Here is a 17289-nt window from a genome sequence, read left to right on the forward strand (position 1 = left end):
TGCGGGCCGTCACGCGGCCTGCCAGTACGCGTCGAGGCGCGCGATCAGTGCGTCGCGCTGCGCCGGGTCGATGAACGACGCCTCGAAGCCGTTGCGGATCACCGCATGGACTTCGGCATCGGTGAGGCGCAGCCCTTCGGCCGTCGCGAAGTAGTTTTCATTGACGTAGCCGCCGAAATAGGCCGGATCGTCGGAGTTGATCGTCACCGCGACGCCGCGGTCGAGCAGTGCTTTCAGCGTGTGCTTCGCCATGTCGTCGAACACGCACAGTTTCAGGTTCGACAGCGGGCAGACGGTGAGCGCCGTGCGCGTGCGCGCGAGGCGTTCGACGAGCGCCGCGTCCTCGATGCTGCGCACGCCGTGGTCGATCCGGTCGACCTTCAGCACGTCGAGCGCTTCGTAGATATAGGCCGGCGGGCCTTCCTCGCCCGCGTGCGCGACGAGCTTCAGCCCGAGCGCGCGTGCCTTGTCGAACACGCGTGCAAACTTCGTCGGCGGATGGCCGAGCTCGGACGAGTCGAGGCCCACGCCGATCAGGCGATGGCGATAGCGCTCGAACAGCGGCAATGCGGATTCGAACGTCGCGAGCGCGTCCTCTTCGGACAGGTGGCGCAGGAAGCACAGAATCAGCTTGCTCGACAGCCCGCGCTGTTCGGCATCGGCGAGTGCGCGCTCGATGCCCGCGACGACCGTCTCGATCGGCACGCCGCGTTCGGTGTGCGTCTGCGGGTCGAAGAACAGTTCGGTATGGACGACGTTGTCGGCGAGCGCGCGTTCGCAATACGCGGCCGTCATGTCGTAGAAATCCTGCTCGGTCAGCAGCACGCTCGCGCCTGCGTAATAGATATCGAGGAACGACTGCAGGTCGGTGAACGCGTACGCGGCGCGCAGCGCGTCGATCGAGTCGTACGCGAGCTTCACGCCGTTGCGCTGCGCGAGCGCGAAAATCAGTTCGGGCTCGAGCGAGCCTTCGATATGGATGTGCAGCTCCGCTTTCGGCGCACGGGCAATCTTGTCCTTGAATGTCGGGGTCATGGCGTCGTTCTTGGTCGGTCAGTAGGTAGGGGAAGCCTGCGCGTTCGCGTTCGCCTCGACGGCCTGCAGCAACTGCGCGGCCACCGAGATCGCGATCACTTCGGGGGCCTTGTCGATGATGCCTTCGACACCGATCGGGCAGCGCATCCGTGCGACCTGGGACGGGTCGATGCCGATGGCCGCAAGGCGATGATCGAACTGCACGCGTTTCGCGTGCGAGCCGGTCATCCCGAAGTACGCATAGTCGCCGCGTCGCAGGATGCGCTCGGCCAGCACGAAATCGAGTGCGTGGTCGTGCGTCATCACGACGAAGTAGGACTGCGGCGGTGCCGTGTCGACGGCGTCCGCCGGCGCGGCGGCCGCCTCGATCGCGAGATTGCCGATGCCGGCGAGCACGTCGGCCGGCGGGAACATCGCATCGGGCCCGTCGATCCAGCGCACCTGGCACGGCAGCGTCGCCAGCACCTTCACGAGCGCGGTGCCGATGTGCCCGGCGCCGAACAGCATGACGGGGAACGCATACGGCGCGATCGTTTCGGTCATCAGCGACACACCGCCGGTTTCCCACAGCAGGCAGTTGGCCCGCGCGGCTTCCGATTCGGGCTCGCTCAACAGCGGCGCGCCCGGCGAGGGGCCGAATGATACGCTACGCACGGTCGCGGCGCCGGCCGCGACGCGCTTCGATAGCGACATGATCCAGCCGAGATCGCCGACGTCGAGCCGCTCGAACGCGAGCACGACCGCACCGCCGCAGCACTGGCCGAGGCTCGGGCCGAGCGCGAGCCGTTCGAGCCTGCGCGCGTGGGGCACGTGCGCGCCATCCTTCAGCAGATGCCGCGCGATCTCGATCGCTTTCCATTCCAGATGACCGCCGCCGATCGTATGGCGGGCCGTGTCGCGCGTGACGAGCATCTTGGTGCCGGCTTCGCGCGGCGCAGAGCCGTCGGTGTGCGCAACCGTCACGAGTACGGCCGCTTCGCCGTGCGCGAGCAGTTGCTGCAGATCGCCGAGCCAGGCTTCCATCAGCACGCTCCGTTCGGGACGACGCGGCACGACACGCCGCGCGGGCTGGCGGACGCGGCGGCAGCGAGGACGGACGGGAGCGGAGCAGGCCGGCCGCACCGCCGATGCAGTGCGGCGGCAGCGCGCTGAATGCGCGTGCGAACGGCGGCGCCGCCGGACACGCGGACGCCATGAGGGTGACGGATGCGGATGGTTTGCGTTGTCATGATGAATCCAGTCGACATTGCGGATCGGGCGCGCGTTACGCAGGGGGCGGTGAGACCGCCTGGCCTCGCGCACGTAGATCGCCATCCAGTCAGGAAGATAGCACCGCAAGGCGACGGGAACATTGCCGGGCGGTGATCCGGGCTATCAGGCGGCGATCATGTCGATCATAGGCCCGCCGCGCGGTATCGGGGCACCGGTGCGTGCACATCGGGCCGAAACGCAGGCGTGACGGGGCGCGGATGCGGCAGTCGCGCGACGCGCGTTCGCCCGGAAATCCGGGCAGCGGCGGGGTAGGGGTTTACGTGTGGCTGGCCGGATGCGGCTTGCGAAGGCGTCCGGCACGGCCGGGCGACGACGGGCCGGCGGCGGCGCGGCCCGACTGAGCGGGCCGCGCGCGCAGGGAGTCGCTAAAGCGGCCGGCCGGTCAGGCCGCGAGCTTGCGGCGATGGCGCCAGAGGCTCGCGACGACCGCAATCAGGATCGCGGCGAAGCCGATCAGCGCCCAGCCGGGCAGCAGGATGCCGAGGATCGGCGGGTAGACGGTCTCGCACAGCCCGGCGACCTTGAACATGCCGGGGAACCACTGCGCGGGCGGCAGGCTGTCGACGATCGGCTGCAGCGTGTCGAAGCCGCAGCTGAAGCCCGGATTCATCTGGATCGACAGGTGCCGCGCGGCGGTGCCGACGCCGCCGGCCGCGGCGATCGCGATCAGCAGCTCGAGCACCCAGACGCCGCGCCAGTTGCGGATCCCGGCGGCCAGGAACGCGAAGATCCCGATCGCGGCGAAGAAGTAGCGCTGGATGATGCACAGCGGGCACGGATCTTCGTTCTTCACGTACTGCAGGTACAGCGCACCGGCCAGCAGGGCGATGCACACCCATCCGAGCAGCATCAGCAGGCGGCGTTCGCGGCGTAGCGCAAGCGTGTAGTCGTTCATGTCGGCGGGGTTCCTCGTGGGTCGGTCCGGAAAAACAATCGCGCGATTTTAGCGCGAACGGTCTGGCACGAAACTGACAGCGCGCGTGCGGCACCCTGCCGCACCGCGCACATCGCCGCCGTCGATCGGCTGGCGCGGTCAGCGGATCGTGTTCAGCACGGCTTCGACCGACTGGCCGATCGCGAGCAGCGCGTCGTCGCGATGCGGTGCCGCCGCGAGCATCAGGCCGACCGGCGCCGCGTCGCGCGGATGGCACGGCAGCGACAACGCGCACGCGTCGAGGAAGTTGAACGCGCTCGGGTTGCGCAGGATCAGCGCATTGGTGCGCGTGAACGCGGCGTCGTCCGCTTCGAGTTCGGCGATGCGAGGCGGCACGACCGGCACCGTCGGCGCGACGAGCGCGTCGAAGCGCGACCAGACCGTGTGCGCGGCTTCGTCGAGCATCGCGGCGCGCGCGGCGAGCAGGTCGAGATAGTCGGCCGCGCTCGCGGGTTCGCCCTTCAGGATCCGCGTCAGCACGCGCGGGTCGTACCGGTCGCGGTGCTGAGCGAGCAGCGGGCGATGCCACGCGTACGCCTCGATCGGAGAGAAGCCGAAGCGGTTGATGTCCGGCAGCCGGTCGAGTGCGGAGAAGCGCACTTCCGTGACGATCGCGCCAGCGGCTTCGAGATGCTTGAGCGCGGCGTCGAGCGCGGCCGCGACGTCGGCATCGACGCCGTCCGTTACATAGTTCGTCAGCACGCCGAGCCGCACGCCTTCGAGCGGCCGCGCGGCCGGCACGTGCGGTTCGAGGCCCGCGAGCATCCGGTCGACGAGCGCGCAGCAGGCGACCGTCAGGCCGATCGGGCCGAACGAGTCGAGCGTCGTCGACAGCGGCACGCCGCCTTGCGTCGGGATCCGGCTCGCGGTCGGCTTGAAGCCCGTCAGCCCGCACAGGGCGGCCGGAATGCGGATCGAGCCGCCCGTGTCGGTGCCGAGCGCGACGGCGGCCATCCCGTCGGCGACGGACGCGGCCGCGCCCGACGATGAGCCGCCGGAAATCCGCGCATCGCCCGGCACGTCGCGATGGTACGGCGAGCGCGGATTGCCGAAGTGCGGATTCAGCCCGAGCCCGGAGAACGCGAATTCGCTCATGTTGGTGCGGCCGACCAGCACGGCGCCCGCGCGCTTGAGCCGCGCGACGGCGACCGCATCGGTGCGCGCGGCCGGCGCGCCATCGAGCACGCGCGAGCCCGCGCGCGTCACCTGGCCCGCGACGTCGAACAGGTCCTTCACCGACACGGGAATGCCCGCGAGCGGCGACAGCACGGTGCCCGCGGCGCGCAGCCGGTCGTGCGCGTCGGCAGCCGCGCGCGCGTTGTCGGCATCGACTTCGGTGAAGACGACGGCGCCCTGGCCCGACGGATCGGCGATCCGGTCGAGCGCGGCGTCGACGAGCGCGCGGCTCGTGGTCCGGCCGGCGGCGAGGTCGGCGGCGAGCTGGGCGAGCGGGGGGAAGGGCGTGAACGTGGTCATGGGCGGCTCAGGGGCGAAGATGTTGAAGAAGCGTGGAGCGGAACGAATCGATATGGCGTTCGACGGCCGCGCGCGCTCCGGCGGCGTCGCGCGCGGACAGCCGTTCGAACAGTTCGCGATGCTCGTGCTGGACGTCGGCGAGATGGTGAGGTTCGGACAGCGTGACGAACCAGAAGCGCAGCGAGCGCTCGTGCAGCGCGCGCAGGATCTCGGCGAGGACCGCATTGCGCGCGGCCGCCGCGATCGCCTGATGAAACGCGCGGTCGAGTTCCATCATGCCCTCGACGTCGTGCGTGCCGACGCAGGCCTGCCCGTCGTCGAGCAGCGCGGCCATGCGCGCGAGATCGTCGGGCGTCGCATGGCGCGCGGCGAGTTCGGCGCAGTGCGCTTCGTTGATGCGCCGCACGTCGATTACCGCGACGATGTCGTCGAGCGACAGCGGCTGCACCATCAGCCCCTTGCGCGGCATCACGGACAGCAGCCCTTCGAGCACGAGCCGGTGCACGGCCTGGTGCACGGGCGTGCGGCCGATCCCCGTGCGCGCGACGAGGTCGGCCTCGTTGAGCGCGGCGCCCGGCTTAAGGCGCATCGTGATGATGTCGCGCTGGATCAGCGCGTAGGCGCGGTCGGCGAGACTGATCGCCGACGCGGCGGGTCGGTCGCGGATGACGTCGGTCAGGGCATTCATGCGGGTTGCGGCGCGGCGGCCGGACGGGGCGCGATCATGGCGCGGGCGATCGGGAAGCATGGACAATCCGTGGATATTATTGTGATATATCACTGGTGTCCAGTGCCCGCGGCGACGGGGTGGCGTCGCCGGCACGCGAACGCGGGCGCTCCCCGGCGCGGCGTGCCACCGACTTGCAACAATGTCGACAGGATGTTGCAGGTTTACCGCGCGATCGTGCACTGAAGCATAATGAATCCTCGTTTATCCATACGCGTGAGCGACGTACCAGACCATCGTCATGAGCGAAAACACGCTTTCCCCGGCCGGTCTGCCCGGCACGTCTTCCGCTTCTTCCGATTCTCCCCGTCCCGATCCGGCGAAAACGCCCGATGCGCCGGCAGCGCAGGCTGCCGCGCAAAACGTCGCCGTGGACGGCGCGTCGCCGGTCACGGCCGCATCCGAGCCGGGTGCGGCGGGCGCGACGGGTGCCACGGGCGATGGTGCTGCCGCGCCGCCGAAACCCGGCTCGCCGCCGCCCGGGTTCGGCGCGCCGCCCGATTTCGATACGCCGCGGCCGCCGCCCGCGAGCGCGCAGAATGCGCCGCCGGCCTACCTGAAGCAGAGCGACACGCCGTGGTCGGTGTTCGGCCGGATCATCGCGGCGCGCGCGCGCCGGCTGTTCGACCGCGCCGGCCAGCGCATCACGCAGCGCACGCTGCGCATCGGCGTGTCGGCGCGGATCTTCCATCCGGAACCGGGCGCGAAGGGGCTGCGGGGCAAGACGCTGCAGTATCTCGAGGAATCGATCGCACACTGGGTGATGTCGCGCGACGTGCTCGTGTTCATGATTCCGACCGTCGGCCACCAGGGCATGATTCACCCGAGCAATATCCGCCTGCGCGACTACGCGAAGCATCTCGACGGCCTGCTGCTGCAAGGCGGCGCCGACGTGTCGCCGCAAACCTATGCGGCGTCGGACGCCCGCCCCGAATGGCCGGGCGACCGCGTGCGCGACATGTACGAACTCGAGCTGCTGCACGAGTTCGTCGAATCCGGCAAACCCGTGCTCGGCGTCTGTCGCGGCTGCCAGTTGATCAACGTCGCGTTCGGAGGCTCGCTGTACCAGGACATCGCCACCGATGTACCGACCGCGAATGCGCACGTGAGCGAGCATTACGACCAGCATCGCCACGCCATCCGCTTCCCCGACTCGTCGACGCTCGCGAGCATGTTCCCCGGGCGCAGCGAAGCGATCGTCAACTCGATCCACCACCAGGCGATCCGCGATCTCGGCCGCGATTTGAACATCGAGGCGGTGTCGGCCGGCGACGGGATCATCGAGGGCATTCGCCATCGCCGTTCGCCGTTCGTCGTCGGCGTGCAATGGCATCCCGAGTTCCATCGCGCGGGCGGCTCGGAGCTGCTCGACTGCACGCCGCTGCTCGATGCGTTCCTGCGCGCGGCGCGCGAAACCCGTCTGTAGCAAGCCGCATTCTTCGTGTCGCACGCAGGCCGGCCGCATTCCGATAAATTCGAGATGCGGCCGTTTCGTTTTGAACGATAATCGCGAGTTCCGATTCGTTCGCCGGAGTCTGACGTTGGCTTTCCGAAACTTTTCCCCTGCACGATGCGCAACGTGGATCGTTGCACTGGCCGCCTGCGCGCAAGCGGGCGCGGCCTGGTCCGCCGACGCGACCGCGCCGGTCGCCGGTACGCGTCCGGCGGTCACGAGCCTGAGCGGCGATGCGGTGCCGGCGGCATCCGCGTCGGACGCAAGCGCGCAAGGCAACGTCGCCGAATTGACGCAGATGCTGCACGACGGCCGGATCGTCGAGATGCGCACGACGTACAACGGCAGCTACGGCGCGAGCCTGATGTTCGATCCGCGCGAGATGACGTACTACGTCGCGCTGTTCCAGGACAAGCATCTGTGGCGCGTGATCCGGTCGCAGGAGAAAAGTCGCGCGGAGATGGTGTATGCGAACTTCGTCCAGCAGACCGTGCAGCTCGCGGATATCGAGATCCGCCGTACCGAGCTGCAGGCGCAGAAGACGTTTCTCGAACGCGTGATCGCGCTGCAGGCGAATCGTGCGCAGCAGTTGCAGGCCGATCTGAGCGTCGCGCGCAGCCAGCAGGCCGAAGTCGCGCAGCGGCAGAAGTCGGCCCAGGAGCAGACGCACGCACTGCAGGTCGAGAAGCGGGCCGCGCAGATGCAGTTGCGTGATCTGCAGGAGCAGGTGCGGCAACTCGAGAAGCAGACCGAGACGGGGCTGCCCTCGCACAAGTAACGAGTCGTCCGACGGACGGAGAGAGACAAGCAAAACCCGGCGAAGCGATCTTCGCCGGGTTTTTTATTGCAGGGTGTCAGTGTGCGAACGCGTCCGGTGCGTCGGTCACTCGGCGGTGGGACAGTTGCGACGTCCAGTCGAAGCCGGCGGCCGGCACAGGCGCCGGACGGGCAGGCTGCGCGCCGCGCAGCGCGTTTGCCATCGCGATCAGCGTGAGCGGATCGTCGAGCGTGTCGCGCGCATCGCGTGCGTCCGGTGCGTGCGGCGGCGAGGCGAGCCGATCGCGTGTGCGGGCGTCGGCTGTATCGCTCAGGGCTGGCGGCCGTGCAGCCAGATGCGGCACGGTCGGTGACCGGGTCGGTGCTGCCGTCGTGCGCATGATGCTTGTTCGACGTGGCGATGCAGTGGCGGTGCGCTGCACGTCGGACGTTGCCTTCGGGCGAAGCGACGCCGGACGAGGCGCGGCGTGGTACGTGGCCGGTGGAGATTCTGCAGTTTTCGCGACAGGTGTCGCCACCGTGCGCTGCGATGCAGGGTATGTCGGCGTATCGGGCTGAACCGCGGCAACCCGTATGGTAGCGGTCGATGACGTGGCGTGATCCGGCGCAATGCCGCCCATCTGGATCGTGTGCGCAGGCTCGAAGCCCGTGAACGGTTCGTGCGCGGCGATCAGCCAGCCGATGATGCCGAACGCGCCGACGCTCCAGCAGATTGCGTACATCGCGCGTCGGTCGCGAGCGCCTCGGACGGTACGTCGGGAGCGCGTGTCGGCAACGGCAGCCGGCGTGACCGGCAGCCCTGCCGATTGCGGCGCTGACGCCGCCGTGGGCCACGGCTGCCAGCGGCACGCGCGGTGCGGCCGGTCGACGTCGATGCAGGATGTCGTCAGTGTGGCGAGGCAATGCTTGCCGGGCCGTGCACCGGGCGCGCCGCGAAAGGTCCATTCGCGGCCGAACGGCGGTACGTGATCGAGCGGAGCGATGCGAGGGCGGGCGAGCGCGCCTTCGACGGGGACGAGGGGCGATGGAGTCATGAGGGCGGTGCGCCGTGCGACACAGGCAACCGTGCCGGCCGCGGCGCGGAAATCTCGTCGCAAATCGTGACATTGTGGTCGGCCGGCGAGAGCCGGTCGATCAGATCAATCTGATTTTCGCGCCCGTTTCGGGGCGACTCGTACGAGTCGAATGCCGCGACGGCGGCAGCAGGGGCGACACAAGGCAAATGTCGGCTTGGCGTGGCATCATTCGCGGACCATGCCGGTGCGCGCGTCGTCGTGCGGCGCGCCGCCGGCGGGCAGCGATGCCCGTGCGCGCCGGACGGCGCCGCGGGCGTCGTCTGATCCATGCGGCGCGGATTCGCGCCATCCGAGCTGAGCGAGAAAAACATGTCCACAGCGTCACACGCCATCGTGCAGGAATCGAAATTCCGCACCGTATTCCGGGTCGTCAGCGGCAACTTCCTGGAAATGTACGACTTCATGGTCTACGGGTATTACGCATCGGCCATCGCGAAAACCTACTTCCCGAGCGGCAACGCATTCGCGTCGCTGATGCTGGCGCTGTCGGTATTCGGCGCGGGCTTCCTGATGCGGCCGGTCGGCGCGATCGTGCTCGGCGCGTACATCGACCACCACGGCCGCCGCAAGGGGCTGATCCTGACGCTCGGGCTGATGGCGCTCGGCACGCTCACGGTGGCCTCGATACCCGGCTACGCGACGATCGGCGTGCTCGCGCCGGTGCTCGTGCTGCTCGGCCGGCTGCTGCAGGGTTTCTCGGCGGGCGTCGAACTCGGCGGCGTGTCGGTCTACCTGTCGGAGATCGCGACGAAGGGCCACAAGGGGTTCTATACGTCATGGCAGTCGGGCAGCCAGCAGGTGGCCGTCGTGTTCGCCGCGTTCGTCGGCGTGCTGCTGAACCGCGCGCTGCCGGTCGAGGAAATGACCGCATGGGGCTGGCGCATTCCGTTCCTGATCGGCTGCCTGATCGTGCCGTTCCTGTTCCTGATCCGTCGTTCGCTGAAGGAAACGGACGAGTTTCTCGCGAAGCGCCACCGCCCGTCGATGGGCGAGATCATGCGCTCGATGCTCGACAACTGGGGCATCGTGGTTGCCGGCATGGGGATGGTGATCATGACGACGGTGTCGTTCTACATGATCACCGCGTACACGCCGACCTTCGGCAAGGAAGTGCTGCACCTGTCGTCGCTCGACGCGCTCGTCGTAACCGTCTGCGTCGGCATTTCCAACCTCGTGTGGCTGCCGCTGTCCGGCGCGCTGTCCGATCGCATCGGCCGCCGCCCGGTGCTGATCGCGTTCACGGTGCTGACGCTGCTGTCGGCTTACCCGGCCGTGCTGTGGCTCGTCGGCGATCCGTCGTTCCTGCGGCTGCTCGCGGTCGAGTTGTGGCTGTCGTTCCTGTACGCGTCGTACAACGGCGCGATGGTCGTCGCGCTGACCGAAGTGATGCCGGCCGACGTGCGCACGGCCGGCTTCTCGCTTGCGTACAGCCTGGCGACGACGATCGGCGGCTTCACGCCGGCGATCTCGACGCTGCTGATCCACCAGACGGGCAACAAGGCGGCGCCGGGGCTGTGGCTGAGCGTGGCGGCAATTTGCGGGCTGATTGCGACGCTCGTGCTGTACCGCACGCCCGACGCGCGGAATCAGTACAAGGCGGCCTGACAGGCGCCCGCACATCGTGCGGCGCCGGCCGCATGCATCGCATTGAAAAAGGGAGCGCGCTGCGCTCCCTTTTTCGTCTGCGTTCAGGCTTCACGCAGCTTGTCGGCGACCATGGCCGCCACGTCGAGCCACGCGCCCGGCGCGGGCTGGCGGGCGATCCTGGCCTGCGGATACCACGGGCAGTCGTCGCCGGTGAACCAGCGCCAGTCGGGTGCGAACGGCAGCATGACCCACAGCGGCTTGCCGAGCGCGCCCGCGAGGTGCGCGACAGCCGTATCGATCGTGACGACGCCGTCGAGCCGCTCGATCAGCGCGGCCGTATCGGCGAAGTCGTTCAGCCGACCGTCGAGGCGATGCACGCGCGGATGCGCGTCGACGCGCGCACGTTCGTCGTCGTCGAGTGCGGGCTGCAGCACGATCCAGTCGATGTCCGGCAGCGCGAGCAGCGGCGCGAGCGCGTCGAACGGCATCGAACGGTTTTCCTGCGCCTGGCGGCGCCCCGACCACGCGAGGCCGAACTTGCGTTTCGACTGCCCGCCGAGCGAGCCGCGAAAGCGCCGGCGAGCGCCTTCGGGCGCGTCGAGGTAGCGCGAGCCGCCGACGATGTCCGCCGGCTGAAGCCCGAGCAGGAACGGCAGGCTCATCAGCGTGCAGGCGACGTCCGCCGCAGGCGGTTTTCCGGCGCCTTGCGCAACGAGCGTCACGCGCCAGCGCGATGCGGCGGGCGCCAGCAGCGACACGAGTTCCGGCTGGACTTCGAGCACGACGCGCGCGCAGCGTGCGCGGGCAAGCGGCACGAAGCGGACGAACTGCAGCGTGTCGCCGAACCCCTGTTCCGCGCGGATCAGCAGCGTGCGCGACGCAATCGGCTCACCCTGCCAGCGCGGCAGCGTGCCGAGCGGTATCGCGCCCGGCGTCTCGTGGCGCGCTTCGTACGCGGGCAGGCCGCGCGTGAAGTCGCCGAGCGTCAGCAGCGTGACCGCGCGGTGCAGCCGCGCGAGCGTGAGATCGGGTTCGACGCGCAATGCCTGGTCGAATGCGCGCAGCGCCATCTCGTGCGCGCAGAGCGCGTGATGTGCGTTGCCGAGGTTCAGCCACGCCAGGCTGAACGACGGATCGAGACCGACGGCGCGCTCGTAGTAGGGCAGCGCGTCGCGGTGACGCGCCTGCGCGCACAGTGCGTTCGCGAGCCCGAACAGCGCAAGCGGGAACGGCGGATGCAGCGCGAGCGCGGCTTCGAACGAGGCGGCCGCCTCGGCATGCCGGCCGACCGCATCGAACGTATTGCCGAGATTGAAATGCGCGGCGACGAAGCGCGGCTGCGCGGCGATCGCGGCCTGGAAGTGTGCGATCGCGTCGTCGGCGCGGCCCATCGCGTTCAGCGCCATCGCGAGGTTGTTGTGCGCGCCCGCATGCCCGGGCCGCAGTTCGAGCGCGCGTCGGAACGCTGCGAGCGCGTCGTCGTGGCGGCCGAGCGCGTTCAGCGCGTTGCCGAGATTGTTGTGGATCGATGCGTCGTCGGGCGTGAGCCGAAGCGCGCGGCCGAACGCGTCGATCGCATCCTCATGGCGCTGCAGCGCCGCATACGCGTTGCCGAGGTTGTAGTGCGCGAGCGGAAATTCGGGCGCGAGCGTCAGCGCGTTGCGAAAGCGGTCGATCGCGTCGTCGAGCCGGCCGAGCGCTTTCAGCGCGTTGCCGAGATTGAGCTGCAGCGCGGCATCGTCCGGACGCAGCGCGACGGCGCGGCCGACGAGATCGGCCGCCTCGGCATGCTGGCCCTGCTGGTGCCGCAGCACGCCGAACAGATGCAGCGCATCTGCGTCGGCGGGGTTGGTGGCGAGCGCGGCGCGATAGCCGTGCTCAGCCTCGGCGAGGCGGCCCGCGCGGTGTGCTGCATACGCTCGGTCGAATGCGGAATCCATGACGCGAAAACTGGCGGAAAGCGCGTATTTTCCCACACCGCGCATGGGTGCCGCGCATCGGCCGGTCGGCATATGGCCCCGTCACGCGGAGCGGCGTAGACTTGCAGGGTCGCGTGTCATCGAGGTTCTCATGGCTGACACACTGCCCGATATCCCGCCCGTGCTGATCGTCGGCGCGGGGCCGACCGGCCTTGCCGCGGCGATGAGCCTCGCGCGGGCCCGCGTGCCGGTGCGCATCATCGACCGCCTCGCCGCGCCCGCGCCGTATTCGCGCGCGATCGGCATCCAGGCGCGCACGCTCGAACTGCTGGAGCAGCATCGCGCGGTCGAGCCGTTTCTCGCGCTCGGCCATCGCGCGCATGCGGCCGCGCTGCATGCCGACGGCCGCGTGATCGCGCGGCTCGATTTCGATCCACTGCAAACGCGCTACCCGTATCTGCTGTTTCTCGACCAGAGCATTACCGAGCGGCTGCTCGCCGAGCACCTGGCCGGGTTCGGCGTGACGGTCGAGCGCGGCGCGACGCTGACCGCGTGCGATGCAGGCGGCACGTCGCTCGACGTGACGATCCGCTGCGCCGACGGCCGCGACGAATCGTTCGCGCCGTCGTACCTGATCGCTGCCGACGGTGCGCACAGCACGGTCAGGCATCTGCTCGGCCTGGGTTTCGCCGGGCAGGCGTTCGAACAGACTTTCCTGCTCGCCGATTTCGCGGCGATACCCGACTGGCCGGACGAAGAGATCCACCTGTTCACGACGCCCGAAGGCATGGCGGGCCTGTTTCCGATGGGCGGTGGCCGTTACCGGCTCGTTGCCGACCGGCCGCCCGGCAGCGATGCGTCGCCCGATGCGCCGCCCCCGTCGCTCGCGGAATGCGAGGCGATTCTGCGCGCACGCGTTGGCGCGTCGATCTCGCCGAGCGATCTCGCGTGGTCGTCCTATTTCCACCTGCATAGCCGGATGATCGACCGACTGCGTCACGGCCGCGTATTCTTCGCGGGCGACGCCGCGCACGTCCACAGCCCGGCCGGTGCGCAGGGCATGAACACCGGCATCCAGGAAGCGTTCAATCTGGGCTGGAAGCTTGCGCGCGTGCTCGGTGCGGGCACGCCAGAACGGCTGCTCGACACGTATCACGCCGAGCGTCATCCGATCGAGCGCGACGTGTTGCGGCAGACCGGTTTCATTACGCAGATCGTCGAGGCGGATCGCGGCGCGATGAAGCTGCTGCGCGATCATGTCGTGCCGCTGCTGGTGTCGTTCGGGCCGATGCGCGACGCGGTGCGGCGCACGGTCAGCGAGCTCGGCGTGCAGTACCGGAAGAGTCCGCTCACGCTGGAGCGTGTGCTCGACGGCGGCCCGCGTGCGGGCGAGCGGGCGCCCGACGCATTCGTGCACGTGCTCGACGGCCCGCTCGGTCAGGCGCCCGGAACGGCGCGGCTATACGATCTGCACGATCCGGCGAGCTTCACGCTGCTGCTGCTCGAAGAGCCGGTGAATGCAGACACCGGCGCTGCGCCGCCGATGGCGGCCGATGCGCAGGCGCTCGTGCAGGGGCTCGAACGGATCATGCCGGGCGCCGTGCGCGTGTGGCGGGTCACCGATATCGAAGGCGACGGTGCCGCCGGGCTGGCACAGGAGTACGGCCGCTCGCGGCCGTCGTTCTACCTGCTGCGGCCCGACGGGTATGTCGCCGCGCGCGGGCGCACGGCGACCGATGCGAACGGGTTGCTGCGCCATTGCGAAAACTGGTTCGCGGGCATGTCGGTGCCCGGGTAGCGGTGCGTTCAGGCGGTCGCGGGAGCAGGAACGAGCGACGCGCGGTGCGTGGCGATCGCATCGCGCACGATCGGTGCCGCGCGTTGCGCGCCTTCGCCCGACGGATCGTCGAGCGCGGCGAGCAATGCGCGGCGCATCCGCGGCTCCCAGAAGCGCCGGATATGCTCGGCGATACCGGTCAGCGCTTCGTCGCGATCGGGCATCGATTCGAAGAATGCGCCGATCTGGTTGGCCATGTCGATCAGGTGGTCGTTGTCCATCGCAGCCTCACTTGCCTGTCGTCACGGTGTCGGGCGTGCTCGCGCGGCGCTCGAGCAGGTCGATCTGCTCCGCGTTGAAGCGCGCGTATGCGCGCTGCCATTCGGACGGCTGCGCAACCGGCAGCACCTGCACGGCCGTCACCTTGTATTCAGGGCAGTTCGTCGCCCAGTCGGAGCTTTCCGTCGTGATCACGTTCGCGCCCGATTCGGGGAAGTGGAACGTCGTGTACACGACGCCCGGCTGCATGCGCTCCGTCACGAGCGCGCGCAGCACCGTCTGCCCGGCACGCGATTCGATGCCGACCCAGTCGCCGGTCCGGATGCCGCGATCCTGCGCGTCGTGCGGATGGATCTCGAGGCGATCCTCTTCATGCCACCGGACGTTTTCGGTGCGGCGCGTCTGCGCGCCGACGTTGTATTGCGACAGGATGCGGCCCGTCGTCAGGATCAGCGGATAGCGCTGCGTGACCTTTTCCGGCGTCGGAATGAACTTGGTGATCACGAACCGGCCCTTGCCGCGCACGAACTCGTCTATGTGCATCGTCGGCGTGCCTTCCGGTGCGTGCTCGTTGCACGGCCACTGGATGCTGCCGAGCGCGTCGAGCTTCTCGTACGACACGCCGGAGAAGGTCGGCGTGAGCCGCGCGATCTCGTCCATGATTTCCGACGGATGCGTGTAGTGCATGTCGTAGCCGAGCGCCTGCGACAGCAGCAGCGTCACTTCCCAGTCAGCGTAGCCCGCGAGCGGCGGCATCACCTTGCGCACGCGCGAGATGCGGCGCTCCGCGTTCGTGAACGTGCCGTCCTTCTCGAGGAACGTCGAGCCCGGCAGCAGCACGTGCGCATATTTCGCGGTCTCGTTCAGGAAGATGTCCTGTACGACGATGCACTCCATCGCCGACAGCGCGGCCGACACGTGCTGCGTGTTCGGGTCCGACTGGACGATGTCCTCGCCCTGGCAGTAGAGCCCCTTGAAACTGCCGTCGAGCGCCGCGTCGAACATGTTCGGGATGCGCAGCCCCGGTTCCGGCTGCAGCTTGGCCGACCACGCCTGTTCGAACTGCGCGCGCACGATCTCGTCACTGATGTGCCGGTAGCCGGGCAGTTCGTGCGGGAACGAGCCCATGTCGCACGAACCCTGCACGTTGTTCTGGCCGCGCAGCGGATTGACGCCGACGCCTTCGCGGCCGATGTTGCCGGTCGCCATCGCGAGATTCGCGATGCCCATCACCGTCGTCGAGCCCTGCGCGTGTTCGGTCACGCCCAGCCCGTAATAGATCGCGGCATTGCCGCCCGTTGCGTACAGGCGCGCGGCGGCGCGTACCAGCTCGGCCGGCACGCCCGTCACGTCGGCGGTGGCCTCGGGCGAATTGTCGGCGCGCGACACGAAGTCGCGCCATTGCTCGAACGCGCGCGTCTCGCAGCGCTCGGCGACGAACGCGTCGGCAACGAGCCCTTCGGTGACGATCACGTGCGCGAGCGCGTTGACGATCGCGACGTTGGTGCCGGGGCGCAGTTGCAGATGATGCGTGGCCTTCACGTGCGGGCCGTCGACGACATCGATGCGGCGCGGGTCGATCACGATCAGCTTCGCGCCTTCGCGAACGCGCCGCTTCAGCCGCGAGCCGAACACCGGGTGCCCGTCGGTCGGGTTCGCACCCATCACGACGATCACGTCGGCCTGGTCGACCGATGCGAACGTCTGCGTGCCGGCCGATTCGCCGAGCGTCGTCTTGAGGCCATAACCGGTCGGCGAATGGCACACGCGCGCGCAGGTGTCGACGTTGTTGTTGCCGAACGCGGCACGCACGAGCTTCTGCACGAGGTAGGTTTCCTCGTTCGTGCAGCGCGACGACGTGATGCCGCCGATCGAATCGCGGCCGTACTTCTGCTGCAGCTTGCGGAATTGCGTCGCCGCGTAGGTGAGTGCTTCGTCCCAGCTCACTTCGCGCCACGGGTCGGTGATCTTCTCGCGGATCATCGGCTTCGTGATGCGGTCCTTGTGCGTCGCGTAGCCCCACGCGAAGCGTCCCTTCACGCACGCGTGCCCCTCGTTCGCGAGGCCGTTCTTGTTCGGCGTCATGCGCACGACCTGCGTGCCCTTCATCTCGGCCTTGAACGAGCAGCCGACGCCGCAGTACGCGCAGGTCGTGACGACCGAGTGTTCGGCCTGCCCGAGCTGCACGACGGATTTTTCCTGCAGCGTGGCCGTCGGGCATGCGGCGACGCAGGCGCCGCACGACACGCATTCCGACGCCATGAACGATTCGCTTTCGCCTGCGGCGACGCGCGATTCGAAGCCGCGCGCGGCGATCGTCAGCGCGAACGTGCCCTGGGTTTCCTCGCACGCGCGCACGCAGCGGTTGCAGACGATGCACTTCGACGGGTCGTACGTGAAGTACGGGTTCGATTCGTCCTTGCGGTCGTTGAGGTGATTCGCGCCATCGAAGCCGTAGCGCACTTCGCGCAGCCCGACGACACCCGCCATGTCCTGCAGCTCGCAGTTGCCGTTGGCGGGGCAGGTGAGGCAGTCGAGCGGATGGTCGGAGATGTACAGCTCCATCACGTTGCGGCGCAGCGACTGCAGCCGGTCCGACTGCGTGCGCACCTTCATGCCCGCTTCGGCCGGCGTCGTGCACGACGCCGGATAACCGCGCCGGCCTTCGATCTCGACGAGGCACAGCCGGCACGAGCCGAACGGCTCGAGCGAGTCGGTCGCGCAGAGCTTCGGGACGTTGACGCCGGCTTCGATCGCCGCGCGCATCACCGACGTGCCGGCAGGTACCGTCACCGGCTGGCCGTCGATTTCGAGCGTGACGTCGGTATCGGCATGCCGTTGCGGCGTGCCGTAGTCGGTATCGTCGAACGGGTCGCGGGCGCGTGCCTGTGCGGCGCTCTTGCACGCGCATTGGCCCGAGCCGCAGCCGCCTTGGCGGACGTTGTTCGTGTCGAGGGACATGCAGGGCTCCTTCTGG

Annotated in this window: 14 protein-coding genes; 4 read left to right on the forward strand and 10 right to left on the reverse strand. The window is 68.8% G+C overall.

Features of this window, described 5'->3' with window-relative positions; translation table 11 throughout:
- Nucleotides 1–9 precede the first annotated feature (9 nt).
- The 5 genes from MRS60_RS04765 to MRS60_RS04785 form a co-directional block, all read right to left on the reverse strand.
- The gene (locus tag MRS60_RS04765; RefSeq protein WP_034183002.1) at nucleotides 10–1035 is read right to left on the reverse strand and encodes an adenosine deaminase; all 1026 of its coding nucleotides are present in this window, start codon (nucleotides 1033–1035) and stop codon (nucleotides 10–12) included.
- 18 nt (nucleotides 1036–1053) lie between these two features.
- On the reverse strand, nucleotides 1054–2058 hold the full coding sequence (gene xdhC, locus MRS60_RS04770; protein WP_243565297.1) for a xanthine dehydrogenase accessory protein XdhC: 1005 nt from the start codon (nucleotides 2056–2058) through the stop codon (nucleotides 1054–1056).
- Nucleotides 2059–2689: 631 nt separating this feature from the next.
- A complete protein-coding gene (locus MRS60_RS04775) occupies nucleotides 2690–3202 on the reverse strand; it encodes a disulfide bond formation protein B (RefSeq protein WP_034183004.1) in 513 nt (170 codons plus the stop codon).
- 138 nt (nucleotides 3203–3340) lie between these two features.
- Nucleotides 3341–4717 (reverse strand): amidase, encoded by a 1377-nt coding sequence (locus MRS60_RS04780; protein ID WP_034183005.1) that lies wholly within the window; start codon nucleotides 4715–4717, stop codon nucleotides 3341–3343.
- Nucleotides 4718–4724: 7 nt separating this feature from the next.
- Entirely contained in the window at nucleotides 4725–5405 is a 681-nt protein-coding gene (locus MRS60_RS04785; RefSeq protein ID WP_105391839.1) for a GntR family transcriptional regulator, read from the reverse strand.
- Nucleotides 5406–5685: 280 nt separating this feature from the next.
- Between MRS60_RS04785 and MRS60_RS04790 the strand changes: the two genes are divergently transcribed.
- Both MRS60_RS04790 and MRS60_RS04795 read left to right on the forward strand, forming a co-directional pair.
- A complete protein-coding gene (locus tag MRS60_RS04790) occupies nucleotides 5686–6870 on the forward strand; it encodes a gamma-glutamyl-gamma-aminobutyrate hydrolase family protein (RefSeq protein WP_243565298.1) in 1185 nt (394 codons plus the stop codon).
- A 115-nt stretch (nucleotides 6871–6985) separates the two neighbouring features.
- Entirely contained in the window at nucleotides 6986–7675 is a 690-nt protein-coding gene (locus MRS60_RS04795) for a DUF2968 domain-containing protein (RefSeq protein WP_034183008.1), read from the forward strand.
- A gap of 76 nt (nucleotides 7676–7751) precedes the next feature.
- Here the strand turns inward: MRS60_RS04795 and MRS60_RS35025 are convergent, their stop codons facing one another.
- Together MRS60_RS35025 and MRS60_RS04805 are read right to left on the reverse strand one after the other, a co-directional pair.
- Nucleotides 7752–8054, reverse strand: a complete 303-nt coding sequence (locus MRS60_RS35025) for a hypothetical protein (RefSeq protein ID WP_347814838.1) — start codon at nucleotides 8052–8054, stop codon at nucleotides 7752–7754.
- 650 nt (nucleotides 8055–8704) lie between these two features.
- A complete protein-coding gene (locus MRS60_RS04805; RefSeq protein ID WP_131948101.1) occupies nucleotides 8705–9061 on the reverse strand; it encodes a hypothetical protein in 357 nt (118 codons plus the stop codon).
- On the opposite strand from MRS60_RS04805, the gene MRS60_RS04810 reads away from it, so the two are divergent.
- Nucleotides 9060–10355, forward strand: a complete 1296-nt coding sequence (locus MRS60_RS04810) for an MFS transporter (protein WP_105391863.1) — start codon at nucleotides 9060–9062, stop codon at nucleotides 10353–10355. The two genes, MRS60_RS04805 and MRS60_RS04810, sit on opposite strands and share 2 nt — an antisense overlap.
- A gap of 83 nt (nucleotides 10356–10438) precedes the next feature.
- Here the strand turns inward: MRS60_RS04810 and MRS60_RS04815 are convergent, their stop codons facing one another.
- Nucleotides 10439–12277, reverse strand: a complete 1839-nt coding sequence (locus MRS60_RS04815) for a tetratricopeptide repeat protein (RefSeq protein ID WP_432207830.1) — start codon at nucleotides 12275–12277, stop codon at nucleotides 10439–10441.
- 130 nt (nucleotides 12278–12407) lie between these two features.
- On the opposite strand from MRS60_RS04815, the gene MRS60_RS04820 reads away from it, so the two are divergent.
- The gene (locus MRS60_RS04820; RefSeq protein ID WP_243565301.1) at nucleotides 12408–14054 is read left to right on the forward strand and encodes an FAD-dependent monooxygenase; all 1647 of its coding nucleotides are present in this window, start codon (nucleotides 12408–12410) and stop codon (nucleotides 14052–14054) included.
- An 8-nt stretch (nucleotides 14055–14062) separates the two neighbouring features.
- On the opposite strand, the gene MRS60_RS04825 is transcribed toward MRS60_RS04820, so the two are convergent.
- The gene (locus MRS60_RS04825; protein ID WP_175748810.1) at nucleotides 14063–14314 is read right to left on the reverse strand and encodes a formate dehydrogenase subunit delta; all 252 of its coding nucleotides are present in this window, start codon (nucleotides 14312–14314) and stop codon (nucleotides 14063–14065) included.
- Between the two features lie 7 nt (nucleotides 14315–14321).
- Entirely contained in the window at nucleotides 14322–17273 is a 2952-nt protein-coding gene (gene fdhF / locus MRS60_RS04830) for a formate dehydrogenase subunit alpha (protein ID WP_243565302.1), read from the reverse strand.
- Nucleotides 17274–17289: the final 16 nt, after the last annotated feature.

Source organism: Burkholderia pyrrocinia, from assembly GCF_022809715.1.
Classification (GTDB): Bacteria; Pseudomonadota; Gammaproteobacteria; order Burkholderiales; family Burkholderiaceae; genus Burkholderia; species Burkholderia pyrrocinia_C.

Coding starts and splice junctions, on each gene's coding strand:
- MRS60_RS04765 (WP_034183002.1), bottom strand. CDS start 1,035: ATGACCCCGACATTCAAGGACAAGATTGCCCGTGCGCCGAAAGCGGAG.
- xdhC (WP_243565297.1), bottom strand. CDS start 2,058: ATGGAAGCCTGGCTCGGCGATCTGCAGCAACTGCTCGCGCACGGCGAA.
- MRS60_RS04775 (WP_034183004.1), bottom strand. CDS start 3,202: ATGAACGACTACACGCTTGCGCTACGCCGCGAACGCCGCCTGCTGATG.
- MRS60_RS04780 (WP_034183005.1), bottom strand. CDS start 4,717: ATGACCACGTTCACGCCCTTCCCCCCGCTCGCCCAGCTCGCCGCCGAC.
- MRS60_RS04785 (WP_105391839.1), bottom strand. CDS start 5,405: ATGAATGCCCTGACCGACGTCATCCGCGACCGACCCGCCGCGTCGGCG.
- MRS60_RS04790 (WP_243565298.1), top strand. CDS start 5,686: ATGAGCGAAAACACGCTTTCCCCGGCCGGTCTGCCCGGCACGTCTTCC.
- MRS60_RS35025 (WP_347814838.1), bottom strand. CDS start 8,054: ATGCGCACGACGGCAGCACCGACCCGGTCACCGACCGTGCCGCATCTG.
- MRS60_RS04810 (WP_105391863.1), top strand. CDS start 9,060: ATGTCCACAGCGTCACACGCCATCGTGCAGGAATCGAAATTCCGCACC.
- MRS60_RS04805 (WP_131948101.1), bottom strand. CDS start 9,061: ATGTTTTTCTCGCTCAGCTCGGATGGCGCGAATCCGCGCCGCATGGAT.
- MRS60_RS04815 (WP_432207830.1), bottom strand. CDS start 12,277: ATGGATTCCGCATTCGACCGAGCGTATGCAGCACACCGCGCGGGCCGC.
- MRS60_RS04820 (WP_243565301.1), top strand. CDS start 12,408: ATGGCTGACACACTGCCCGATATCCCGCCCGTGCTGATCGTCGGCGCG.
- MRS60_RS04825 (WP_175748810.1), bottom strand. CDS start 14,314: ATGGACAACGACCACCTGATCGACATGGCCAACCAGATCGGCGCATTC.
- fdhF (WP_243565302.1), bottom strand. CDS start 17,273: ATGTCCCTCGACACGAACAACGTCCGCCAAGGCGGCTGCGGCTCGGGC.